The 26,466-nt window shown below is 44.7% G+C and carries 16 protein-coding genes; 14 read left to right on the top strand and 2 right to left on the bottom strand.

Translation table 11 applies throughout. The annotated features are described in order from the left end of the window. The first annotated feature begins 229 nt into the window (after nt 1-229). From A3EU_RS0111485 to A3EU_RS0111425, 13 genes are all read left to right on the top strand, one after another. Nucleotides 230-1,375: a T9SS type A sorting domain-containing protein gene (locus A3EU_RS0111485; RefSeq protein WP_020536311.1), complete on the top strand. Its 1,146-nt coding sequence runs from the start codon at nt 230-232 to the stop codon at nt 1,373-1,375. 250 nt (nt 1,376-1,625) lie between these two features. Next, entirely contained in the window at nt 1,626-4,451 is a 2,826-nt protein-coding gene (locus tag A3EU_RS30180) for a M4 family metallopeptidase (protein WP_020536310.1), read from the top strand. Nucleotides 4,452-4,788: 337 nt separating this feature from the next. Further along, complete coding sequence (locus A3EU_RS0111475) at nt 4,789-5,364, top strand: hypothetical protein (protein ID WP_020536309.1); 576 nt, start codon at nt 4,789-4,791, stop codon at nt 5,362-5,364. Nucleotides 5,365-5,659: 295 nt separating this feature from the next. Next, nucleotides 5,660-7,246, top strand: a complete 1,587-nt coding sequence (locus tag A3EU_RS0111470) for a sodium:solute symporter (RefSeq protein WP_020536308.1) — start codon at nt 5,660-5,662, stop codon at nt 7,244-7,246. A gap of 114 nt (nt 7,247-7,360) precedes the next feature. Further along, on the top strand, nt 7,361-8,350 hold the full coding sequence (locus A3EU_RS0111465) for a beta-ketoacyl-ACP synthase III (RefSeq protein ID WP_020536307.1): 990 nt from the start codon (nt 7,361-7,363) through the stop codon (nt 8,348-8,350). Nucleotides 8,351-8,356: 6 nt separating this feature from the next. After that, nucleotides 8,357-8,950: a plasmid pRiA4b ORF-3 family protein gene (locus A3EU_RS30175; RefSeq protein WP_020536306.1), complete on the top strand. Its 594-nt coding sequence runs from the start codon at nt 8,357-8,359 to the stop codon at nt 8,948-8,950. A gap of 587 nt (nt 8,951-9,537) precedes the next feature. Further along, nucleotides 9,538-15,012, top strand: coding sequence for a T9SS type A sorting domain-containing protein (locus A3EU_RS0111455; protein ID WP_020536305.1), 5,475 nt, complete (start codon nt 9,538-9,540; stop codon nt 15,010-15,012). A 509-nt stretch (nt 15,013-15,521) separates the two neighbouring features. Next, nucleotides 15,522-17,414, top strand: a complete 1,893-nt coding sequence (locus A3EU_RS0111450; RefSeq protein ID WP_026211350.1) for an amidophosphoribosyltransferase — start codon at nt 15,522-15,524, stop codon at nt 17,412-17,414. Nucleotides 17,415-17,436: 22 nt separating this feature from the next. Next, nucleotides 17,437-18,657: a GTPase HflX gene (gene hflX, locus A3EU_RS0111445; protein ID WP_020536303.1), complete on the top strand. Its 1,221-nt coding sequence runs from the start codon at nt 17,437-17,439 to the stop codon at nt 18,655-18,657. Nucleotides 18,658-18,705: 48 nt separating this feature from the next. Beyond that, complete coding sequence (locus tag A3EU_RS0111440; protein ID WP_020536302.1) at nt 18,706-19,803, top strand: aminopeptidase; 1,098 nt, start codon at nt 18,706-18,708, stop codon at nt 19,801-19,803. Nucleotides 19,804-19,965: 162 nt separating this feature from the next. After that, nucleotides 19,966-20,745, top strand: a complete 780-nt coding sequence (locus A3EU_RS0111435) for a hypothetical protein (protein WP_044085774.1) — start codon at nt 19,966-19,968, stop codon at nt 20,743-20,745. 126 nt (nt 20,746-20,871) lie between these two features. Further along, nucleotides 20,872-21,888, top strand: coding sequence for a UDP-glucose 4-epimerase GalE (gene galE / locus A3EU_RS0111430; RefSeq protein WP_020536300.1), 1,017 nt, complete (start codon nt 20,872-20,874; stop codon nt 21,886-21,888). Between the two features lie 138 nt (nt 21,889-22,026). Continuing rightward, the gene (locus A3EU_RS0111425) at nt 22,027-22,830 is read left to right on the top strand and encodes a hypothetical protein (RefSeq protein ID WP_020536299.1); all 804 of its coding nucleotides are present in this window, start codon (nt 22,027-22,029) and stop codon (nt 22,828-22,830) included. A 20-nt stretch (nt 22,831-22,850) separates the two neighbouring features. Here the strand turns inward: A3EU_RS0111425 and rsgA are convergent, their stop codons facing one another. Both rsgA and A3EU_RS30170 read right to left on the bottom strand, forming a co-directional pair. Then, on the bottom strand, nt 22,851-23,801 hold the full coding sequence (gene rsgA / locus A3EU_RS0111420; protein WP_026211349.1) for a ribosome small subunit-dependent GTPase A: 951 nt from the start codon (nt 23,799-23,801) through the stop codon (nt 22,851-22,853). Between the two features lie 274 nt (nt 23,802-24,075). Then, nucleotides 24,076-25,413 (bottom strand): cytochrome P450, encoded by a 1,338-nt coding sequence (locus A3EU_RS30170; RefSeq protein ID WP_020536297.1) that lies wholly within the window; start codon nt 25,411-25,413, stop codon nt 24,076-24,078. Between the two features lie 47 nt (nt 25,414-25,460). Between A3EU_RS30170 and A3EU_RS30165 the strand changes: the two genes are divergently transcribed. Continuing rightward, nucleotides 25,461-26,435, top strand: coding sequence for a formylglycine-generating enzyme family protein (locus tag A3EU_RS30165; protein ID WP_020536296.1), 975 nt, complete (start codon nt 25,461-25,463; stop codon nt 26,433-26,435). Nucleotides 26,436-26,466: the final 31 nt, after the last annotated feature.

Below are 26,466 nucleotides of genomic sequence, written 5' to 3'. Positions count from 1 at the left end.
TCTGATTTAGTCTTTGATGATTTTAGTTATTATTAAGAGCGTTTTTTTAGGCTAAAAAGTTCCTTATATACTCGGTGAGAAGGCGAAAACAGGAAGCTACGAAGCGAAGAACTAGTGACTAGATTGTCATCTTGGGTTCCATTATTACAATTCTCTTAACAGTATAGCATCCAGAAAACGCTTACCTTTGTGATTGAAATAAGCATAATCCCCTTAGAACCAACACAAGATGAAGCAATTTTTACTCCTTTCTTTTTCTCTTCTCCTTAGCATACCGCTACTGCTCAATGGGCAGATTACCTTGGAGAGTACCGACTATTTTCCAGCGATTGGTGATACTTTACGTACTGTTACTGATAATGCGCCGACTGGTGTAAGTATTACGACCCCCGGCGGCGACCAAAGCTGGAATTTTACAAGCCTGCAAAATAGTTTTTCACAAGAATTAGCCGTTAGTGATCCCCTGGGAGGAACCTCGGCGGACAGTTACCCTACGGCAAATATTCTAATGGATCAAGCTGCTGGTGGTGAGGGTTATTACGTCTCCAATAGCACCCAGTTTGCGATTCTCGGATACGCAGGAACGGATCCTTTAGGGCAAGGCTTTGAAGTGAATGCCCCCTTTGTTCCTGAATACGTGGAACGTTGGGCACCGCTGAGTTTCTTTGATTTACGGAATCACGAATCAGCACTCACTATTGCTATTGCCGCTGACGATATTCCCGGAAATATATTTGATGGCCTTCCTATTACGCCTGATTCTATCAGGGTAAGGGTCGCGACAACCAGAACAGACTTGGTAGATGCATGGGGAACCCTCAGTATTCCTGGCGGTGATTATGACGTGCTACGCGAGAAGCGGACCGAATACCGGGATGTACGCCTGGATGCTAAAATTGGTCCTTTCCCATGGGCAGATATTACCGATCTTGCATTAGACGCATTGCCTATTGATGCGCTCGGTTCAGATACAATTGTTACCTACAGTTTTTGGAGCGATGATGCTAAAGAGGCTATCGCTGTGATTAATGCAGACCCCACTGGTACACAAGTTGAGAGTGTTACCTACAAGGATAATGGTGTGGTTAGTGATAATAATACGGTTGTTGTTTCTGCACCTTCCTTCTCTGTTTATCCTAATCCGGCCATCGTTAATACTCGCTTTGAGTTCAATAACGTACCTGTAGGCAACTACACGATGGATGTTTATAACCTGACGGGCCGCTCTGTTTGGCGTGATAATTACCGGATGAATGGCCATCATGTGGAGAACTTTAATGTTACTCGCCTCAAAAAAGGCATGTACCTCTGTGTATTGAGTAACGATAAAGGGGAAAGAATAGGTGTTAAGCGCCTACTGGTAACAACACCATAAAACAAGTTGAAAATGTTTCTCCAGGAACAGTATACAGCACTGGAGTATTTAAAAAATGTGTGTTTCTGCAAAGCAGGGGCACACATTTTTTGTTGTGAAACAGTGCCCATGTAAAGGTGCTTAATCAGGCTTTCGCCAAAAAGAAAAGGTAGGCCTTATGATAGACATATATTTTTTTGTACAAATTTAACACCCTGGTCTCGCAACCTTAGTTATTGGATCCCGTATAAGTGAGCAAACGGGACAGAAAATGAAAAGGTTGGTATGGATATTTGCTGTCACAGCTATGTGTACAGTCAATGCCTGGTCGCAAACGGAAGCGGATCAGGCGCTTCTGCTTTTGCAGGCTACCCAGCCTAGTGCCTTTTATATTGATAATGCTACGGAAAATATTTCCTTTTTGCGTTGGCAAAATCCACTGTCTTTTCCCTCCTCCAGCCGTTTTTCAAAAGCCCAGGACTTTCTGTCTCTCTACGGGCCTGCTTTTGGACTAAAGTCAACCTCTAGTACTTTTCAACTCCTGAAAGAGGAGCGCGATATTGCGGGGAATTACCACTTACGATTACAACATTTGCACGAAGGCATTCCTGTTTTTGCAGGGACGCTCAATTTTCATTTCAATGCGGCGCTAATGCTGACAGGGATGGATGGAATGGTTCTTCCGCGAATCAACGCATCTTCCGCAACGCTCGTTTCGTCAGCCCAAGCGAGGCAAATAGGACTAGGGTGGTTGAATAAGCATTATCCCAATATCGATCAGAGTGAATTAATACTTACTCCCCCCAGTTTACATTGGTTCAAAGAAGGCTTAGTGCAAGGACTGGATGGAACCGTAAAACTTGCCTACTACCTTGAAGTAAGTAACGGCCAGCATTTACGCGAATACTTGCTGATTGATGCTCGGGAAGGTATTGTCATAGAACATTTTGAAGGAATATGTGAGCTTGCTGAAAGGCGGCTCTTTGTAGGGAATACCAATAACCCTGTCTGGCAGGATGGCGATGCTTATCCCGCTGACCTTTCTTTTTGGCAGCAGCAACAGGTGCATACGACTGAGGAAGTTTACTACCTGTTTAAAAATACCTTTGGCAGGATGTCTTATGACAACCTAGATGGTGACTTGTTATTGGTCGATCAGGCCAGTTTCCTTGACTGCCCGAATGCCAGTTGGAATGGTTATACCACCAATTTCTGTACTGCCACCAGCAGTGATGATGTCGTAGGCCACGAATGGGCCCATGCCTATACCGAGTATACCAGCAATTTATTATACGCTTGGCAGGCAGGAGCAATCAATGAAGCTTATTCTGATATTTGGGGGGAAACCCTGGATATTCTAAACAGTTCCCCAGAAGAAAAACAGCCTCGAACAGCATGTGAAAGTGGCGACCGATGGTTGATTGGTGAAGAAGCGACTGCCTTGGATGGAGCGATTCGAGACTTGTGGTACCCAGCTTGTTACGGTAAACCAGGAAAGGTAAGCGATACAACTTACCATTGTTCTCCACAAGACTTTGGCGGGGTGCATATTAATTCAGGCGTTGTTGCGCATGCGTATGCCTTGCTTGTGGATGGTGGTACTTACAATGGTTATGATATTACAGGCATAGGCCTGGATAAAGCGGCTCATGTTTTTTGGCAAGCACAAGCTTATTACCTGGGGCGGACCTCAGATTTTGCAGCGTTAGCCAATGCGCTGACTGCTGCTTTTTCTGATTTGCGGACAGCAGAACTTAGCCTCCTTAGTATTACCGAAGAGGGTAGCTCACTACCAGGAATACAGTTGAATAGTGCAGATAGCCTCGCTTTGCAACAGGTGATTCAAGCTACGGAATTGAGGCTGGCACCTGATTGTATTGGTTTTAGCGCTTCGTTACAAGCCAATACCCCTTCTTTTTGTTTGGTCAACGGAAATGAATTTACGCCATTCTTTACGGAAGATTGGGAAAACGGGGCCTACGATTGGTTGTTGAGTGCGCACCCTAATCATGCTGAAAGTTGGGTCTCAAGGCAATGGGCCTTGACTGCGGAAATGCCAAAAGGAAGACCCGGGCAAGGCATTTATGCTACCAATCCTAATATTGGTGATTGTGACACCTCATTGAATAATGGAATACTGCGGTTACAGAGTCCTGTAATTAACATCTCGGACGAATTAGAAGGGCGTATTTACCTCACTTTTGATCATTATTTCTCTTTGGAAGAAGGTGTTGATGGTGGGAACATAAAAATACAACAGAATGGAGGTAGTTGGATGACGATACCTACAGCGGCTTTTCTGTATAATACCTATTCCGATATTTTACCTCAGCCAGGATTTACGGATAATCCATTAGCGGGGCAAAGGGTGTTTTCTGGTGCTGATGAAGGAGCTGTTACAGGAAGTTGGGGGACCTCTCAAGTTGATCTAACGGTTATTGGCGTACAACCAGGTGAAACCATTCGCTTACGGTGGGAGTTGGGGACAGATGGTTGTAATGGCTGGGATGGCTGGTACCTTGATGATGTCAATGTAGGTAGTTGTGCCGCCAGGATACTACCTGTTGTATGGGCAGGTTTTGAAGCTGAGCTCCAAAGCAACGAAGTACTGCTGGAATGGTCAACCTTGTTGGAAGAAAACAATGCGGGTTTTTATATTGAGCGTAGCACCGATGGCCGGTTGTTTTCGGATTTGGGTTTTGTCCCAGCGGGGAATACGTCGGGAAGTGAGTATAATTACAAAGACCTTCATCTACCCGTAAACACAGTTTATGTGTATTACCGCTTAAGGCAAGAAGACCTCGATGGACATAAATCTTATTCGCCAATCAGAAGAGTGAAATTAGATACTGATAATCAATGGTTGGTTTATCCTAATCCAGCAGAAACGACCTGTGTGCTTAGTTTTCCTGCTGCACCATTCCTATCGGCGGCAGTGAGTCTACGTGACCTAAATGGCCGACAGCTTTGGGCATTTGCCGATTGGCGACCAACCACGGACCTTTCTATTGATGTGCAAAACATTCCTGCCGGGATTTATTTACTTCGGGTGCAAACAGAAAGCAATAGCTACTCCCGACGGATAATCGTTGAGTAAGAGCTTGTTTGGGAGGGTCTCAATTGCCTACAATCGGCAAATTTCATCCTGCTTTTTGTTCGGCGATCAGTCACTTAGCTACGGCTAAGCTCCTTCCTTGAGTCTCAATCAGAATAAAATTTGCTCGACTTCGACTAATCAGACCCTACCAAACAAGCTCTAAGGGTTGCTAATTGTTAAATTTGTTAATAATACAATATTTCAAATTGGGCTTAATGTGTTAGAAAGCTGTTAACTCCCGTTAAACAGGGTTAAGGCACTAGCGTGATGTGTGACCTGCTCGTATATTCGTGTCGTTGGAACATAAGGAATTAATCACCCACAAAAACAGCCCGACATGAAATCCTTGCAAATTGTAGTCATCTGCCTTTTAGCTTTTACTGGTTTGACTGCCCAGTCCGAAGAAACCCTTTTTAATAAAACCAACCTGAATTTATCTGGAGCCTGGGGCTCAGCGGCTTATAATTTCGCTAGCTTCAATGGTGACGATTGGACCTTGATTCGTGGTGGTTACGGTGGTATAGAACTTGGCCGTGATCTATTTATCGGATGGGGTGGCTACGAAACCCGCGATAAATTCACTGTTAATGACGGAGACCCTAATTTGAATTTCAAGTACCACGGCCCTGTTATTGGCATTGCACCCAATTCGGTGAAAATGATTCACCCTCGCTTCACTTTTATCACCGGTAGTGGTAAAGTATGGACCAGCGAAAATAACCAAAGTGACCGGATGTTTGTCTTTCAGCCTTCTGCTGGATTTGAATTTAATGTCTTCCAGTGGTTTCGTTTAGGTTTTGAAGGAGGTTACCGTTTTGTTGGTAGCAGCGATAAATTCGACCTTACCAGTGGCGACTTGTCTGCTCCTTTTGCCCAGGTAGAAATGCGTTTCGGCCTGAGCTGGGGTGACTAGGCACTTGTGAAAAAAATATTACCCACAGATTAGCACTTCAAGAGATCCCATTATAATTATACCACCCTATTAACACCCCACAAAACCAAGTTTAATTTGTCTCCTAGAACCCCTTAAAATCCTTCTGTTTAAAGCAGAAGAAGTTTTTACACCTCAATAACCCAATACTATACCGGCATGACCTCACTGAGCGTCGTGCCGGTTTTTTTTGCTGGATACTCACCAGATACCGGATTTTTATATCTTTGCCTACGCAGTTTTATCTGTATCCAGTTTTCATCCTATGGTACAAACTTTGACACCGACAGTTATCATCAGCATTATCACCGGTTATTTCCTGGTGTTAATGATCATTTCTTATTTCACAAGTAAGGATGGTAACAGCAATGAATCGTTTTTCTTGGCGGGGCGGAAATCACCTTGGTTTCTGGTTGCTTTTGGAATGATTGGTGCTAGTTTGTCTGGCGTTACTTTTATATCTGTTCCTGGTTGGGTTGGAGAGATAAATGCTACCACTGGCAAGACACAGGGCTTTGCTTATATGCAAATGGTAATGGGCTATCTGTTAGGCTATGCCGTCATTGCGACCGTTTTACTTCCTTTATATTATCGTTTAGGGCTTACTTCTATTTACGAATTTTTAGAACAACGCTTTGGTCGTTATTCTTATAAGATAGGGGCGTTTTACTTCCTTATTTCTCGCATCATTGGTGCCTCTTTTCGTCTTTATTTGGTGGCTATTGTTTTGCAGGAATTTGTAATGAATCCTTTTGATGTTCCTTTTCCTGTTACTGTGCTTACTACTATTCTCCTGATTTGGGTTTATACCTTCAGAGGAGGCATAAAGACCATTGTTTATACGGATACGCTACAGACCTTATCTATGTTGATGGCTGTAATCCTAACCATTCTGGGAATCGGGCAGGCACTGGAAACTGATATCAGTGGTTTAGCGGAAATGGTTTCCAACAGTAACTACAGCCAAGTCTTTTTCTTTGAAGGAGGCTGGAGTGATCCTTATAATTTTTGGAAGCAATTTTTAGCGGGTGCATTAATCACGATTGTCATGACTGGCCTTGATCAGGACATGATGCAAAAGAACCTTAGTTGTAAAAGTCTGGGAGATGCGCAAAAGAACATGTTTACTTTCAGCATCGTTCTGTTCTTTGCCAATATTCTTTTCCTTTCTTTAGGCGCATTGCTTTATATCTACGCTATGCAGGTGGGGATAGATATTCCGGCAAGTACGGATAAGTTGTATCCCATGATAGCGCTACAGCACTTGTCACCTTACATTGGGATATTGTTTATCATAGGCCTGATTGCTGCGGCATACTCTAGCGCCGATTCAGCGTTAACGGCCTTGACGACATCCTTCTGTGTTGATTTTCTTGGGTTTGGAAAGAAAGAGGAAGAAGAGGATGTTCAGAATGCTCAGAAAAGGAAACGATTTTTAGTCCACATCGGCTTTTCGGTGGTACTGTTAATTGTGATTTTAATTTTTAATGCCCTGAATAATGATGCTGTAATCAAGCAGCTGTTTACGGCAGCTGGTTATACCTATGGGCCTCTTCTTGGCTTGTTTACATTTGGGATGACGACGAACCTCAAAATTCGGGAAGTCTTAGATCTTAAATCTTTTAGCTGGGGCGAAAAACTTCCCCCTTTCTTACAGAAAGTAAACCTGGTCATTCTGGTTTGTTTACTTGCTCCTTGTTTGTCTTTTGTGATCGATAGCTATTCTGCTGACCTGCTTTATGGCTTTGAATTCGGTTTTCTTATTATCGCCCTTAATGGTTTTTTAACCTTCCTTGGGCTGCTTGCTATCTCGTATCATGACTACGAAGATCAGCTGGATAAGCATGAGCCATATCAAGAATAAGAAACTTAGGAACCGTAACTTACTGTAATCGTTAAGTTTTCACCTCCGTGAAATTTAGCAAGATATTCTTACCTTGCGGCGATTTTACGCAATGTATCAGAATAACTATTGACCATGTCGAAAATTCGTGCAGCCATTACTGGTGTTCAGGGCTATGTGCCTGAGTATGTTCTTACCAACGCAGAGTTGGAAACAATGGTGGATACCAATGATGAATGGATAACCTCCCGAACGGGAATCAAAGAAAGGCACATCCTCAAAGGCGAAAACCAAGGCACTTCTGTCATGGGAATTGAAGCGGTTAAAGGATTGTTGGCGAAAACCAATACAGACCCTTCAGAAGTAGAGCTTGTTATTTGTGCTACGGTTACACCTGATATGCAGTTTCCTGATACTGCCAATCTGATTGCAAATGCACTGGATATCAATAATGCTTTTTGCTTTGATGTAAATGCGGCATGTTCAGGTTTTCTGTATGCACTGACCGTAGGTGCGCAGTTTATTGCCAGTGGCAAGCACAAGAAAGTGATCGTCATTGGTGCTGATAAAATGTCTTCTATTGTTGATTACACCGACAGGTCTACCTGTATCATCTTTGGCGATGGCGCTGGAGCCGTTATGCTAGAGCCTGATACCAGTGGTAACGGTATCATTGACTATACTCACAAAAGTGACGGCTCAGGATCAGAGTTTTTGCACCTGAAAGCAGGTGGTTCTATGAAGCCTGCCTCTGTTGAAACGGTTTTGGCACGTGAACACTTTGCGTTCCAAAATGGCCGCCCAGTATTCAAGGCAGCAGTTTCCGGGATGAGTAGTGTAGTTGGGGAGGTTATGAAAGCCAATGATTTGGAAATCGATGATATTAAATGGTTGGTACCTCACCAAGCAAATATTCGCATCATCGAGACTGTTTCCCGGATGGCTGATTTCCCGATGGAACGTGTGATGGTCAATATTCAGAAATACGGTAATACTACTGCCGCTACGCTCCCACTTTGCTTATGGGACTATGAAGACCAGCTTGAGAAAGGAGAAAATATCATCCTTACCGCCTTTGGAGGTGGTTTCACTTGGGGAGCTGTTTATCTGAAGTGGGCAGTATAGCGAAATATGGCTACAGAAATTTATCAACTTAAAATTACCCTTCAGTGGCCTAGTAAGCCTCCGATCTGGCGGCAGGTGCTTGTTGCGTCAACCATCAATTTTCAGGAGCTACACGCAATTATTCAAGGAGCGATGGGATGGACTAATTCGCATCTCCACGCATTTACGGATAGTAGGCGTAATTTTTTTATTGGGATACCGGATAACTCTGGGATGATGGACGTTACAGATGGACGGACAAAGAAAATCAATACACTGCTAAAGAAAGAGAAAGACCAAGTTCTCTACGAATATGATTTCGGAGATGGTTGGATTCATGCAATCGAAGTACAAAAAATCCTTCCAATTGATGATAAGTTGCACTATCCCTATCTGCTAAAAGGAAAAGGAAGCTGTCCGCCGGAAGATTGTGGAGGGGTAGGTGGATACTACAATATGGTAGAAGCCATAAATGACCCCAAGCACCCTGAACACGAAGACCTTGTCGAATGGACAGGGTTGGAGTATTGGGATGTTAATGAGTTTGATCTGAAATTGCACAGGGAAGAAACCTGGGATGCATTTGACAATGCCAAAGGTTTCTACGGAATGATGTTTTAGCTTCCTCCCAAGTCTAGAGAAAGGCCTTCTCTTAAAATGCGACCTCATCCGAGGCCGGAAACCTTACTTCTGTTAGAACAGCCAAACAAGCTCTTAATAGAGCACTATTGCGTTTCATTTGAGTATCGTATTTGTGCGCGCAGGCCAGCGGCCGGAGCGCGGGGTGCGGAGCAACCAAGGATAAGCTGGTGAAGTGGTAGTGCGCAGCGTAGCAAGCCCTAAGAACGGAACAAGCGGTAGCGCACGAAGTGCCGCTATAGCCCCAAAAATGCGTTGATCTGCTCCTTATTATACCTGAATAATCACCTTTTATAGTTGCATTTTTTAGTGTTTTTTAGTTTTTGGCACACCTTTTGCTTTACCTCTGGCAAAGGAGAAATATAATTTTCTTTAATAGTTAAAAATCTGGTTGCGAGTATAATATGTACTTCGTAACCCTGATGAAGCTATGCCCAAGCATAAGAGCTTGTTTGGGAATTTAGTTTGGTGAAAAATGAATATTCCTAATTAAATCTCCAAACAAGCTCTAAGTCATTTCTATTGAACACGATTAGGTGAGCTGCCAGCTTACCCAAAAACAACCAAGCATGAAACGCAAACAAGAAGAGTGGGGGTCCCAGGCTCACTTGCAGCGAGGCCCCTCGCCGAAAAGGCTGCTGAAGATGAAAAAAGACGAAAAAAAGCGTGTGCTACGGGTAGTTCACGTAAAAGAAGAACCTAAAGCTGATATTGTTTGGCCAGGGATACAGCGAATGCTGTTTTTACCTTGCCTTTTGCTGCTTTTGTCCATCAGCGGATGGTCGCAAACTCCTACAATATTTTTAGGGACGGATGCGGGTACAGGAGCGCAATGCCATTGCTTGAATAATGCTACCACTTTGGCAGATGGGCAGTTTGCCGATACGATAACTATCGTAAGCCTTCCGGGAGAAACCTGGATGGTGACGAATAATAATGGTGCTTTTACTGAAGCAAGTGCTGCTCCTCCTGCGGCACCTACACCTATTGGTATTGGGCAGGTATTGCCTGAGGTAGCCAATGGTGTTTACCAACTTATTATCAGACATGTTGATGCTTCGGGTTTTACCCTTTTCTTCAATAATGGATCAACAACGCTTAATATTAGCAATACCTGCTACTATCCGAATGTTGCTTTTCAGGGCTTGCCCGATACGATTTGCCTTACCAGCAATCCGGTGATGCTTTTAGCAGAAAACAATGGAATTGCAGGCGTTGGTGCTTTTGCGATTGAGGGACAGCCGGCCACTGTCTTCAATGCACAAGTGCTTGGGTCGGGAACCTATACCGTTACTTATACTTTTGATGCCTTGGCGGGAACACCCAATAATCCGAATGATCCGGGGTGTGTGTCTGTTATTAGTAAGGATGTCGTTGTTCCTGCGCAGCCCAATACAGCTGTAATAGCGCTGGTGAATGTAACCCTTGGACTAGATTGTGAAGCGGTTATTACACCGGAGATGATGTTGTCGGGGAATTATCCATGTCTTGACGATTTTCTAATTACCGTCTTTGACCAAAATGGCATCGCTATTGGTAATACGGTAAATGGTACACATGCCGGTGAGCGGCTAAATGTGAGGGTCATGTCGGAAGCTGGCCAATTTATTGGTGATGGTCAAATAGATATTTTTGATGTAGATGCTCCATCGATTACTTGTCCTCCTGGGAACAGTATGCCCCAAATAGCGAATGATGTACAGCTAATAGATGGTAGTGTGCCTAACACATCGCCTTTGTTTATACCTAATAATTTTGCCTGTTATAATACTGCTGTGGCGCCAATGAGCGGACAGCACTATTATACCTTACGGGAAATAACGGTGGATGAAACCGATACTTATACGATAGAGTTGAATATGGACCTCCCGAATGGTGGCGTATTTGGTATCTACCAAGGAAGTTTTGACCCGTTTCAGGGGCCGTGCCAAGGAATTGTAGGTGTGGGAGAACCTTTGCCAGATGGAGAAGGGTACTACACCACGGTTGACGCGGTAACCCGCTTGCACGTGATGCTAACACCGGGCATGCCCTACACGCTGCTGACGATGGCCTACGATGGCAACCAATTGGCGAACTATCAATACGCTATTTATAGTGAAGGGACAGGCCGAGTGAATGGGTTTTCTAGCATTCCTGCCACTATTCAATTGCCCTTGTACTGTAGTAGTGTCCCTGGCTTAATCAATAATCCAGCGAGTGTAGATTTACTGGGCGCTCCGGTGGTTAGTGATGCTTGTATGCTCAACCCACCGGTGACTTTTACTGATCAGTTTGTCAATGGGGGGACCTGCGGCGTTTCTACCATCACCCGTACCTTTACGGTAACGGACCAGGCAGGGAATAGCAATCAGTGTACGCAACAGATCAGCTTTTCGGCAATTACGATGGAAGATGTCAATTTGCCGCCCAAGACGTTCAATATTTCTTGTGATGAAACTTACCCTACAACGCCTGGCGGAAATCCGCACCCTTCCCTGACCGGTTATCCCTTTGTGATTACCGCCGGAGGTGTGTTTGATATTGCGCCAGTTTACTGCAATATGCTATCGAGCTTTGTGGATATACCTCGCGTACTGGTGTGTACAGGAACGGAGCAATTTATCCGCCGCTGGACCATCTTTGATGATTGTGGTAGTACTGCGCTTGTTCAGTTTGATCAAACGATCATTATTGGTGACCGGACTGGACCAATGATTAGCTGTCCGGCACCGGATACAGATATGAATGGCTTGCCTGATACGTTGATTTACGGCACGCAGGGAGCTAGCTGTACTGGAACCCTTGAAGTGCCGCTACCTAACGTCACCGATAATTGTAGTGGCTGGACCGTAAGTACGGAGGTGGTAACCCAATTGCAAGTACCTATTCTTAACCCGTTTGGACAGGTTATTGGTTTCGAAACAGAAGTAAGCGTTTTTGCGACGATTCCTCCTAATGATAGCCGAATTGTTGCAAACGTACCGGTAGGGACCCACTTTTTCCGATTTATTGCCACCGATGATTGTGGAAATAGTGCTCAGACAGAGTGCCCGTTTCGGATAGAAGATTTTGCTATACCGACAGCCGCGTGTGATGATTTGATTCATATTTCCTTGGGAGGAGACGGCGTTGGTGTGATAACCGCACAGGATATTGATGAAGGAAGCTCTGATAACTGTGGGCCTGTAAGCTTGCAGGTGAGACGGGAGATTGATTTCAACCCAGCAAACTGCGATGATATTGCTCCGACTGTTACGGATTGGGGCCCATTTGTAAACCTTTACTGTTGTGAAGTAGGAGATACCGTTACGGTAAACCTGCTGGTGACCGATATTGTAGGAAACTTCAATACCTGTTCCGGACAAGTAGTTGTAAGTGATAATACTGCACCAGTATGTCTGGCTCCGCAACCGGTGACCATTAATTGTTCTGAGTTGCCTGAAGGTGCCAACCTAAACAGCACCAGTGTGCTGGAAGCACTCTTTGGGTCAGTACAGGTTATTGATGCCTGTCAGGGGGCACTTGCAACGGAACTTACGCCACAAGTAGATATGCAAAACTGTGGACTAGGCTCCATTATTCGACGGTTTCAAGTGAGTGATGTTGCTGGAAACACCAGTAGTTGTCAGCAAGTTATCAACATTACGACCAATACAAATTACGAGATTAAATTCCCGCGTGATGTTATCGGGAATTGTGTTGAACCAGGTGCAGATACCTTAATTATCAATAATTTTGGTTGTGATGACTTTGCAGTGAATAGCACCGATGTACGCTTTGATGTTGTGAATGGGGCTTGCTATAAAATATTGAGAACTTATTCGGTGATCAACTGGTGTGAATACGATGGCTTTTCAGCGCCTGTTGAGGTTCCTCGAAATGCTGGTTGCCAGGCTGAAGGAGGAATGGAAGATGTATGGGTAATTCGTACCCCTGATGGCACGACTTATCTGGATGCAGATAATAATCAGAATAATAGCTTCCCTGCAGCAGGCACCCGCCCTATTACCTGTGATGGCCTTAGCAACCCTACGGGCTATTGGAGAACTATCCAAAGCAATGGTTCGTGGACGTATACTCAGGTCATTAAAGTGATTGATACGACGGCACCAGTGGTGACGGCTACCAATCCAGCACCCTTCTGTACCGTGAACAACACTTGTGAAGGAAGCGTAAGTATAGACTTTAGCCTCACCGATGGCTGCGCAGCTTCGGCTCCAACTTTGACGGTTGCGATCGACCAGTTTAGTACGGGGGAGTTTACAACGAGCGCTACACTGACAGGAACTTTTCCGAATTATCAGGTGAGTGGTACGTTCCCGGTGGGTAATCACCGGTTGCGGATAACGGCGAATGACCAGTGTGGAAACTCAGGAAGCAGAACTGTCGATTTCTCGGTGGCGGATTGTACTACTCCTGGATTTATCTGCAATTCCAGCATGGCAGTACCGCTGATGCCTCAGCTACCCGGTGTGGATGCTGATGGTGATGGCGACGATGATTTGGCCGCTGCCGCAGTAACGGCAGAAATGTTCCTGAACAGTGTTGGGGAAGATTGTTCTGGTCCGTTACGCTTTACGATTCACCGGGTAGACCAGTTGGACAATGGTAGTGATGTGCCGTTTCCAAATCATCCGGCACTAGTGGTGACTTGTGACGAGATAGGCTTTATTCCTGTAAGAATTTACCAATGGGACAGTGCTTTTAACCCGACAGCAGTACAGCCAGACGGTACAGTAGGTGGCCCTAACTATACGACCTGTGATGCCTTACTACAAGTACAGGACAACAATAATATTTGTACCACATCGACAGCAATGGGCACCATTTCGGGGCTGATTATTACTGAAGAAGGGGTGCCGGTTTCCGGGGTAGAAGTGAGCCCAAGAGAAGATATGGCCTACGACATGATGATGACCGAAAATGATGGCCTTTACGATTTTGAATTGGCGATGCAGGAAGGTTATGATATTCAGCCTTACAGCGCAGAAGATTATATGAATGGAGTTTCTACGATTGATATCATTTACATTTCCAAGCATATTCTGGGGGTAGATCCATTGGATTCTCCTTACAAAATGATTGCAGCGGATATCAATCATTCCAACACGATTAGTACCCTTGACTTGGTGCATTTGCGTAAAGCTATTCTGGGCATCACCCAAGGATTTCCGAACAACGAAAGTTGGCGTTTTGTGGATGCGGGATACAATTTCCCTAATCCAGCCAACCCGTGGGAAGAAGTGTTCCCGGAAACGGTAGATGTTCCGATGTTGAGTAACAATGTCTACGGTGCCGACTTTATAGCGGTGAAAGTAGGCGACATCAACGGTAACGTACAAGCCAACCTCCATGATGGTGGCGAAGAGCGTGCGGTAGGCAACACCTACTACCTGCGTACGGAGGAGCACAAGTTTGAAACCGGAGAAACGATAGAAGCAGTATTCACAGCTGCCGACTTACTGGATGAAGTACAAGGTTTTCAATTTACACTTCAATTTGATCCCGGAAAGATTGCCTTGGAGAACATCGAATGGAGCCAGATTCAACCTGCTCATGTAAATCAGGAACAAGCTGATCGAGGTATTCTGACGATCAGCTGGGATGCCAGCCAGACGGAGCAGTACCTGAGCCAGGAGGAAATGACCTTCTTCATTCTACGCTTCAAAGCACAAACGGATGGCCGACTCAGCGAAAGCATCGGCATCACCTCGCGGATGCTACCTGCCGAAGCTTACGGCCTCGACGATAGCTTACGCGAAATAGGCCTGAACTTTGCGCCAGCAGCAAAATCAGCAGACGGTTTCTTCCTGGAGCAAAACCGCCCCAATCCCTTCGGTGATCAGACCATCATCGGTTTCCAAATCCCCGAAGGCGGGCAAGTAACCCTGACGATCTACGATACAAACGGCAAAGTAGTACGCGCCTACCAGCAATACTACACCGCCGGATACAACCAAATTTTGGTGGATGCTCAAGACATCGCCGCCCGCGGCCTACTGTACTATAAGCTGGAAACCGACCAGTATGCAGCTACCAAGAAGATGGTGATTTTGGAGTAAAAGGGAGCGCGTGCCGCGCCCGTAGATGGATAATTAGGTAGAGGGTAGAGGGATGTAGCTACTAGCGAGCATTTATCTCTATACCCTTTACCAGAAATCCCTGTACGAGATTTGGAGACAAATCTCCCTAAAGACGTAATTTTTTTCATCTGTACATCTCGTTGTACAAAATTAGGTGTAAACCGATGTGGAATGGGTTTTAACACCGCCGGCCGGCCCCCGCTTTTTGGGGGTCGGTTTTTTGGGTTCTAAGTTATCGGCTTAATGCATTTTAATCTTTGGTTTCCGGAAGAGGTCATGCGTAGAAAACAGCCCCTAATCGACGCATAATTTGCGTAGAATAGCTGCTGCTTTTAAGAAGTAGGTGGAAGAGGTAACTACAAATTAGTAGATATGATTAACCTTCTTACACCGCATTCAAGCTCTCAATCACAACGTTTTTCACATTCATAGCGTTTATCCTCTTTTATTCTCCTATTTTTGCAGGAAACTTCTGTATATCCCTCCACATGAGTGAGCAAATCAAACACGAGTGCGGTATAGCCATGATCCGGCTCCGCAAACCCCTTTCTTTTTACCAGGATAAGTATGGTTCTGCCCTTTACGGTCTCAATAAGCTGAAATTATTGATGCAAAAGATGCGTAATCGTGGGCAAGATGGCGCTGGCTTAGCTACGCTAAAACTAGACATTCAGCCTGGAGAAAAGTACATTAGTCGTAAGAGAAGTAATGCTTCAAATTACCTCGATGACTTGTTTGAAAAGGTATTTGAACGGTTTACAAAACTGAGCCCTGAGCAACTTGCTGACGCTGAGTGGCTGAAAGGTAATCTTCCTTATACCGGAGAATTGCTGATGGGCCACCTGCGCTATGGTACGCATGGCGATAACAGTATTGAGACCTGCCACCCGTTTTTACGGCAGAATAACTGGATCCCTCGTAATCTTATCCTGGCGGGCAACTTCAACCTGACCAATGTAGATGAGCTGTTCCAGGAGCTGGTAGAGCTGGGTCAATACCCCAAGGAACTCAGTGATACGGTAACTGTACTGGAGAAAATCGGTCATTTCCTGGACGATGAAGTACAGCGCCTATTCAATTGGTTCAAGTCCGATGGATACACCAATCGGGAAATCAATGACCTCATCTTTGATAAACTCGACTTGCAGCGGCTATTGCGCCGGGCTAGTAAGAAATTTGATGGCGGTTATGTGATGAGTGGCCTTATTGGTCATGGTGATGCATTTATGATGCGCGACCCCAACGGTATTCGACCGGCCTTTTACTATCAGGACGAAGAAATAGTGGTAGCAGCCAGCGAGCGGCCAGCCATCCAGACAGCCCTCAATGTGCATATTAGTAAGGTGAAGGAGATTCCGCGCGGGCATGCACTTGTTATAAAAAGGAATGGTGTTGCAGCCGTTGTTCCCTATACAGATCCGGGAGAAAAACTAGGTTGCTCTTTCGAGCGAATTTACTTTAGCCGAGGTAATGACCGGGACATTTATTTGGAACGAAAAGAATTGGGCCGTCGATTGGCAAAAGCTGTTTTGAAGAGCGCGAATAACAACTTTAAACGGACGGTATTTACTTTTATCCCAAATACGGCAGAGATCGCCTTTTATGGCCTCGTTGATGGCCTCGAAGATGAACTTAATCTGCACAAGGCGGAGAAGATAGCGGCACTGGGTAAAACGATTAGCCCAGGTAAATTGCGCAAGGTGCTGAACCTTCGGGCGCGGGTCGAAAAAATTGTGGTCAAGGATGCTAAGGTTCGTACTTTTATAGCAGATACTACTTCCAGAGGGGAAATGGTTTCGCACATCTACGATGTTACTTATGGTATCGTGGAAAACGAAAAAGACACTTTGGTACTGATGGATGATTCGATCGTTCGGGGTACGACCATGCGCGACAGTATCATTCAGATTGTCTCCCGTCTGCGGCCAAAGAAAATAATTATTGTTTCTTCTGCCCCACAAATCCGCTATCCTGATTGTTACGGGATAGATATGTCGAAGATGAACGAGTTTGTGGCCTTTAGGGCATTAGTGGCTTTGTTGAAAGAAAATAAAAAAGAACATCTTTTGCAGGAATGCTACGACCGCTGTGAAGCGCAAGAAAGGCTACCGAAAGAAGAAATGACCAATCAGGTCAAAGCGCTCTACGACGAGTTTAGTTATGAGGAGGTATCTGCAAAAATTGCGGAAATTATCACTCCTCCTAACATTAAGCCTAAAGTAGAGGTCATTTACCAAACGATTGAAGATTTGCGGGCTTCTTGCCCTGGGAATAGTGGTGACTGGTATTTTTCCGGTGATTATCCTACCCCTGGAGGGAACCGTGTAGTTAATAAATCGTTTATGTATTTTATGGAGGGTAGGGACGAAAGGGCTTACTAGTTTTTTAAAAGAAGATATTGATATGGAGCAGCAGGGATGGAATGTAGGAACCTCTTCACAACAGAAGGGGCTTGCAAAGAAGACAGAGCAGGTTATTCTCGTAGGTTTGGTTACGCGTGACCAGACAGAGGATATGATTACCGAATATTTGGATGAATTGGAATTTTTGGCCCTCACTGCTGGCGCTAAAACAGTTAAGCGTTTTATCCAAAAAATGGATCACCCTAATCGCCGGACTTTTGTTGGAAAGGGGAAGATGGAGGAGATCGCAGAATACATCGAAACGCACGAAGATATTACCGCAGTCATTTTTGATGATGACCTTTCTGGCAAACAAACCAATATCTTAGAAGAAGAACTGAAGGTGAAAATCATTGACAGGTCTTCACTTATCCTGGATATTTTCGCTCGGCGAGCACAAACGGCCCAGGCGAAAACACAAGTAGAACTTGCCCAGATGCAATACTTGCTGCCCCGCCTACGAGGGCTTTGGACTCACTTGGAGAGACAGCGTGGTGGTATTGGTATGCGTGGACCTGGTGAGAAAGAAATTGAGACGGATCGTCGTATAGTCCGCGACAAGATTTCGAAGCTCAAGAAGCAGTTAGAGAAAATCGATCAGCAGAACTCAACGCAGCGTAAAACGCGTGGCGAATTGATCCGGGTAGCACTTGTGGGGTATACCAACGTGGGCAAGAGTACCATCATGAATTTGCTTACCAAGTCGGAAGTATTTGCGGAAAACAAACTCTTTGCAACACTGGACACTACGGTACGCAAAGTTGCTTTTGATCGTACACCTTTCCTGCTGTCTGATACGGTAGGGTTTATTCGTAAGCTTCCTCACCATTTGGTGGAGAGCTTCAAATCTACGCTGGACGAAGTTCGCGAAAGCGATATCCTCCTACATGTAGTAGACTTGGCGCACCCTCAGCACGAAGATCATATTCGTACCGTCAACGAGACGCTTAAAGATCTAGAAGCATTGGAGAAGCCTACGTTGATGATCTTCAATAAGATAGACCTGTATCGTGAGAGAAATTACGATCTCTATCTCGATGATGAGGTAAAGGAAGAAATTGAATTGGGATTAAAACAACGCCTGGAAGCACAATTTGATCAGGAAAGTGTCTTGGTATCAGCAATTACTAAAGAGAATATTGATGCGCTGCGTAGTAGAATGATGGAAATGGTAAAAGCACAATACCATATTCGTTATCCTTACATTGCAAAACAATGGTAGAATTGCTGCTGTTGTTTTATTAGAGTTCTTGAGTACTACCCAAATAAGATGAAAAACATACTACAAAGCTACGCCCGACTTCTCGTAAACTACTGTTTAGAGTTGAAAGCGGGAGAACGTTTATATATCAGAACGACCACTTTGGCAGAAGACCTGCTCCGCGAAGTTTATCGTGAGGCCGTTCGTGTAGGGGCCCATGTGGAGTATGAGTTGGAGTTCAGAGAGCAGAGTCGCATATTTCTGGAAACAGCGAATGATGAGCAGTTGAAGTACATCTCTCCACTTTATCGCCAAGCGATGGAAGAGTTTGATGCTTATCTTTATATCCGTGCGCCTTTTAATTTACGGGAGGGGCAGCAAATAGATCCTGATCGTCGCGAAATTAGACAACAAACACTTGCGGATCTTTCGAAGACTTACTTTAGCCGTACGGCAGATCGTTCGCTGAAGCGTAACCTTTGCCAGTTTCCTACCCAGGCTGCTGCTCAGGAAGCCGGGATGTCTTTGGAAGAATATCAAGACTTCATTTATGGGGCTTGCCGCCTCTACGACGAAGACCCTATTGAAAGCTGGTTGCAGGTTAGAAAAGATCAACAGCAGATTGTTGATCGCCTCAATTCTTGCCAGGAAATCCGTTATCGCAGCCCTCTTTTTGATATCACCTACCGCACGGATGGGCGGATTTTTATGAATTCTGATGGCCAAACCAATATGCCCAGTGGAGAGGTTTATACTTCGCCCGTAGAGGATTCCGTTAATGGAGTGGTTCATTTTGATTATCCTGCTATTTACCAAGGAGAAGAAGTTCAGGGAGTAACCCTTTGGGTGAAAGATGGCTACATTGATAAATGGGAAGCAAAACAGGGCCAAAAGGTACTTGATCGTGTATTTCAAATACCAGGTACTCGTAGGTTTGGAGAAGCCGCCATCGGTACTAATTATGGAATTAACCGTTTTACCAAGAATATCCTTTTTGACGAAAAGATTGGTGGAACCATCCACATGGCTATTGGACAATCGTATCTCCAAACAGGAGGTAAGAACCAGTCGACTGTTCACTGGGATATGATTGCAGATATGACGAAAGGGGGCGAAATCTACGCGAACGGTGAAAAAATTTACGAAAACGGGCAATTTGTCCTTTAAATCCTTATCTTTTTGCTCGTGTTAAAGGCACGTAAGGCTAGTTTTCGTCGGAAAGTACTGAATGGATTTAAAATTTCTGGCTACCTTGCGTACATATTACCAAATGAACTGGCGAATAGCACCCGAAAACAATTACAGTAAACTGAAACACAACCTCAAACCGTGAACAGGAACATCGCATTTTTGGAATTAAAGTATGGCAATATTTACGGAGGGTACCCAAACTTCTACGCCATCAGTGAAATCTCCTTGTTGGTTTTTGAACAAGGCTCTAACCGAATTTTTCTTGAAAGCTGGGTCAATAGCGCAAACGTTGATGTTGTCAATGTATTCGCTCAGACCAATGAACTAGGCCATACCATTGGACGTGGAAAAGAAGTCATCAATATGCGGACCCGCAGACGGTTCCGGTTTGATGAAGAGTTCCGCCTCGAAGAACATGATCTTTCTTATGCATTCAGAAACTTGCGCTCTACCAAGATGGCTATTCGGAGCTTCTTGTTGCGCAATTTTAAGAAATACCGTTTTGAAGATATCGTTGTCTTTGATGGTCGTCGAGACATTTTCTTGTGTGAGCGTGCTGGTGTAGACTTCGGACGTCATCAGATCATTGATATTCAGAAAGACCTTAACCGGGAAACAGATTACCTGTTTAGTTTAAATAAGCTGGCAGTTGTGATTGGTTTTGAAATGGACCGTTCTTACCTGCGTTCTAATAACCTGGAATACTGGCTGCACCCTATCGCTGCCCGTCAGTTGATGCCCAAGTCAGCAGCTTTTGATGCGGCTCGCCTGATGATGATTTTCAACGAATATACGGAGCACCATGACGACTTCTTGATGAAGGCCGCTTTGTTGCTTAATAAAATACAGAACTCGAAAGAGGAAGAAGAAAAGAGAAAGGCAGCGGAAGCAGCGAAAGCCGCAGATTCCGAAGAGTAATCTTATTATTTTGAACCTTTTTCAATACATCCCGAATATTAGCTTAATGGCTGGTATTCGGGATTTTCTTAAGAGGTATTCGGCATTTTATATCAAGTTATTTTTTTTCGAAAAAGACAATAGCAGATGAGCAAAGGGAGGATTTTAGTAACCGGAGGATGTGGTTATATAGGTAGTCATACTATCGTGGATTTGATTGAAAACGGTTATGAGGTAGTTGCTGTAGACAACCTTAGCAATGCTGATGAATCTGTCCTGAAGGGTATTGCGGAAATCACGGGAGTGAACGTAAAAAACCATGTAGTTGACCTGGCCGAGCGAGAAGCTACAATACGCTTATTTCAGGAAGAAGCCTTTACTGGCGTCATCCATTTTGCAGCACTAAAGCATGTAGGAGAGTCTGTTGATCAGCCAATTCGCTATTACCAAAACAACCTCAATAGCTTACTTAATGTCATTGAAGGAATGCAGGAGACGGGGTGTCAGCATTTGATTTTTTCTTCTTCCTGCTCGGTTTACGGTAATACAGACGAACTACCGGTGACGGAAAAAACACCTCGCCAAAGTGCGGAGTCACCGTATGGTCGTACTAAACAAATGTGCGAAGACATCCTTTTCGATGTTTGTAAGATCAGCCCCGATTTTCAAGGGGTATTGTTGCGTTATTTCAATCCTGCCGGAGCACATCCCAGTTGCCTGATAGGGGAGGCTCCTTCGAATCCTGCCTCTAACCTGGCACCAGTGATTACGGAGACAGCGATAGGGAAACGTAAGGAAATGATGGTCTTTGGGAATGATTACAACACCAGTGATGGCAGCTGTGTCCGCGATTATATTCATGTTGTAGACCTTGCTCATGCGCATACCCTGGCCTTGGATTACCTTCGCGAAAACCGCCAAGCGAGCAACTGTGAGCTTTTTAATCTTGGCATCGGAACGGGCGTAAGTGTACTAGAAGCGATTCATGCTTTTGAGGAGGTGACGGGTGTAAGGCTCAACTATCGCATCGGCGATCGCCGCGCAGGAGATGTAGTTGCTATTTATGCGAATGCAGATAAAGCTGGCCGGGAGCTAGGTTGGCAACCCAAGTATAATATCAAAGATATAATGAAGACGGCGTGGGCTTGGGAGCAGAAACGGTAGTGTAGATTTGAAGTTTGATTGTTAATTTTTTATTAAAGTAGAGAACTACGGATTCTAGGCGTTTTCTTTTCTTGGTACATTGGATTTGCCTACCAAACTGCCCCGGCAGAACAAGTCTAAAGCTAAAACGCGGGTACAATGAACTCAAGGAGATTAACATTCAAAATTACCTATTTATCTGTATTTATTTTTCTGACAAGTCAAGCTTTGCAGGCTCAAACCAACAAAACGAGCACAGCTATATCAGAAGTTAGGTTGACGATCATCAGCGGGAGGTCATCTGCATTAGAATTTGACCGAAACTATTCGACACTACAGTCGAATAAGGCGGATGTAGTATCAGATGGGGCTTATTTGTTTGCGTTACGAGCAAATTATACTCAATCATTTTACCCTCGCCTCGCATGGAGTCTGGGGCTAGAGGCTGGACTCGATTCTTATCATTTGCGAGTGACTGCTAGTGAAGAGTTCTTAAACGTTGGGCTTACCCGGCCATATAATCAGGAGGCTACCTTTTTTGATCTTGCTTATGCCGCAGTGGTGATGGGGCTAAAGTACCAACTACCTATCACCTCAAGAAGCAGTGTTTCTGTTAAGGCTAATACGCGTTTTTCTTTTTTTATGCCTGTTTTTATCGGCGTTGGTTTTGGAGTGAGTACCGGTACCGGAATAGGTATGCAAGCTAGAGTTTTCGATGCCGATATGAAAAGTAACCCAGATGATCAGTTGATCGTTTCGCCAGAATTTGGTTTGGATTATACCTATGATTTCCCGCAATCTAATTTCGCTTTGGTTGCTGGCATTCACACTTCCTTTTCTAGAAAAGTTACGCTCAGTGGAGATTATTTACTGACCGGGGAACAAGAGGTTTTCAGAGGGACACTACAGAAAAAAATGATGTTTTTCAACCTAGGCATAGGAGTAGCCTACTGTTTTCGCTAAAGAAGTCTGTTTTACCCCCCCTACACATTCCTCCTTTCCCAATAATTCTGCTCATCCACTTCGTCGAGCAAAGCCAGGTAGTTGAAGTAGCGCAATTCGCTAATTTCTCCTTCTTCAATAGCGGCTTTTACAGCGCAGCCGGGTTCGTTGCGGTGCAGGCAACTTCCGCCGAAGCGACAGTCACTAGATGCAGCAAAGAATTCCCTGAAATTGTGGGCTACATCAGCTAATTCGAGATAATTAAAAGAAAGGTTTTTTATCCCCGGCGTATCGATCAGTAAGCCCCCGAAAGGCAGCTCAAACATTTCTGCAAAGGTCGTTGTATGCTGGCCTTTACCACTGTAATCACTGATATCACCAGTGCGTAAATCCAAATCAGCTGCTATGGCATTGATTAGGGTGGATTTCCCAACGCCAGACTGACCACCAATGAGGGTCGTTTTGTCTTTTAAGAGGACCTTTAAATCGTCTAAGCCATGCCCTTTGGTTGCCGAAAGGATCAAGGTTTTGTAACCGATATCTTCGTAAACGCCTTGGAGGTAGGCAAGCGTGTCGATATCTTCTTCTTTATAAACATCCACTTTGTTGAAAGCAATGACGGTGTCAATGTTGAAAGGTTCCGTCATTAGCAGAAAGCGATCAATAAACCCTTGCTTAAGCTTTGGTTGAGCAATGGTCGTAACAATGATGGCTTGGTCAATATTACTGGCAATGAGATGGAGGGAGTGCTTCTTGCGAGGAGATTGACGTACGACATAATTATCGCGCGGCATGATCTTTCGAATAGCACCGGCTCCTTCTTCATCCACGTCGGTCTCTACTTTGACTTTGTCTCCAACGGCTATGGGATTCGTAAGTCGTTTGTCGTCTTTGCGGAATTTACCACCAATACGGCAGGGGATGATTTGGCCGTCTTCCAGACGAACATTGTACCAGCTTCCTGTTGATTTTGTAATTATACCGTCTTGCAAATTATCGGAGATAAGAAAAGTTCTGTGTAGAGATACTAAATATAAAGGTATAACAAAAAAAATGAGGCAACCGTTCCGATTGCCTCCTAATAACCCCAAAAAACCAAATGAAAACTATCTTTGAATAAAATTCTTCGTGTTAATGGATTCCGTGATTTCTCGGAACCGCAACAAAAAAAAGATGTTTTAAGGAGAATCCCAAAAATATTAGCGAATATTTTTCAAATGAAACAGTAGGAAATTTTTACATCGTTGAGCGTTAACACATTGTAAATTATTTATTCTCTTGTAGATACATCTGTATGCCGTTCGCCGGTCGTAAAGTGATCAATGCTTTGGCCTTAATCCCTTGGTCAGGAATAAGTTGGAACGAAAATCGCCGGAGCCAGGCAGCTATAACGAGTTGCATTTCCATCATCGCGAAATTATTACCGATACAAAGACGAGGGCCTCCCCCAAAAGGGAAGTAAGTGAAAGGGGCCTGGTGGTTCAGAAAGCGATCTGGGCGAAATTCTTCGGGGTCATCCCAATATTGAGTTGCGTGATGAATTCCATAAATAAAGGGGATAACAATGGTGCCTTTAGGAATTTTTACGCCTCCTATTTCGTCGTCTTCTAGCGCTATTCGGTCGGTAATCCAAGCCGGAGGATAAAGCCGCATCGATTCCTTAATGACATTCGTCAAGATGGGCAGGGATCGAAGCTCTGTAAATCCAGGAGGCCGACCTGGGGCAATTTCTTCTAATTCATTTCTCAATTGTTCTTGTATTTCTGGATGCTTGGCTAGCAGATACAGCGTCCATGCCAAGGCATTAGCGGAGGTTTCATGCCCAGCGACAAAGAGGATTCCGGTTTCCTCTACCAGTTGTTGTTCCTCCATGGGGAGGCCAGTATCTTCATAGCGTGAGTCCAATAGCATCTGGAGCAGGTCATCCCGGGTGGCACCATTTTCTTCTCTGCGTCGGATAAACTGCCGCTGCATATCGAGAATATCGCGGGAAAGACTCAGGTTGCGTTCTCGCTTACCTGTCAAGATGTACCACCAGCGTAGGAAGGGGAGGCGTACCTCTTTGATCACGTATTCCTGTATTTGGGTAATTTTAGCCCCTAATTGGTTCAATTCTTCTTCCACCACATCTTCGCTAAAGATTGCTCGTCCTACAATACGAAAAGTGATACGGAGCATTTCTTCGTAAATATCCATACCGCTCTCCTTATTCCGTTGGCAGAGTAGGTCTAGCTCCTGGTCAATCACACCTTGCATGATGTTGGTCAGTGTAGCCAAGCGATCACGGTGAAAACCAGGTTGAATCAGGCGCCGTTGCCGTAGCCAGGAACTGCCGGTATTGGTCAATAAACCACGACCTATATATTTTGAGAGTACATCCGTTTGGATAGGAGATTTTTCGTAGCGGCGGTGTTGTTTTTGGAGTACATGCTGGGCTACCTCGGGGTCAATGGTGACTAAAGACTTGGAAATACCCCCAATATAGAGGTAGAAGGTATTTCCGTAGCGTTCGGTATATGCCTGTAGGCCAGCAATAGGGTCGTGCGCGAAACTGAGTGTAGTAGGCAGGGACACAGAACGGGGGATAACAGGGATGTCAGCCATTTTGATAGTAAAAATACCTTATCTTCCAAACAAAAAAAAACGCTGGTATGAATACCCTTCTCAATTACACCTTCCTTTTCGTGCTTACGATTCTGGGATTAAGTTTTCTTTCCTTAAGTCCTGCTTTTGAGGCCACAACTACAAACCTTAATGCAGCTGCTGAAACAGGAGTATTACCTGTACCGGTGATGATTAGCGTGCCAGGAGGGACGTTTCGGATGGGAGACAATTTTGGTGATGGAAGCCTTGATGAAAAGCCTGCTCATATGGTAACGATTAGTGCTTTTGAGATTGGCGAATACGAACTCACATTTGCGGAGTACGATCACTTTTGTTCCGCTACAGGCCGTCAATTACCCAGAGATGAACGCTGGGGGAGGGATCAAATGCCGGTCATTAATGTTAGCTGGTATGATGCTGTAGCTTATTGTAATTGGTTGAGCGAGCAGCAAGGTTATAGCAAAGTGTACCGGGTAGAGATAGAAGAAGCCTTTGACGGTTCGGACATGAAAGTCTTTTATTCTGATTGGGAAGCTAATGGCTATCGCTTGCCTAGCGAAGCGGAGTGGGAATATGCTGCCAGTTGGAGCAATGCTTCGGAGAAAACTACCCGCCGTACTATTCGTGCTAGTGAACGCTATGCGGGCACCTCTTCAGAACACTTGTTGGATGAATTCGCTAATTTTTGTGATGCCAAATGTGGTTTTCGTTGGAAGACTACTCCTCGAAACGATGGTTATGCCCATACTGCACCCATAGGGCAGTTTTCGCCAAATGAGCTGGGCGTCTATGATATGAGTGGCAATGTATGGGAATGGTGCTGGGATTTTTATGATGGGGAGTATTACAAAGATTCGCCCAAAGAGGACCCCCGTGGGTCCGATATTGGAGGTTACCGGATTGTGAGAGGTGGTTCCTGGAGAAACCTTCAGCCAGAGGTACGCTGTGCTTCTCGACAAGAGAAATCACCGGGCAAAGGTAATTTTACGACAGGCTTTAGATTAGCACGCACGGTCAATTAGCGAATTTTCGCAAAAATAAAGGAATTGGTCT

The sequence above is a fragment of the Lewinella cohaerens DSM 23179 genome (genome assembly GCF_000379805.1).
In the GTDB taxonomy this organism is placed as follows: domain Bacteria; phylum Bacteroidota; class Bacteroidia; order Chitinophagales; family Saprospiraceae; genus Lewinella; species Lewinella cohaerens.
Note: the sequence above shows the minus strand (reverse complement) of the source record. Positions and strands in the feature narration are given on the sequence as shown.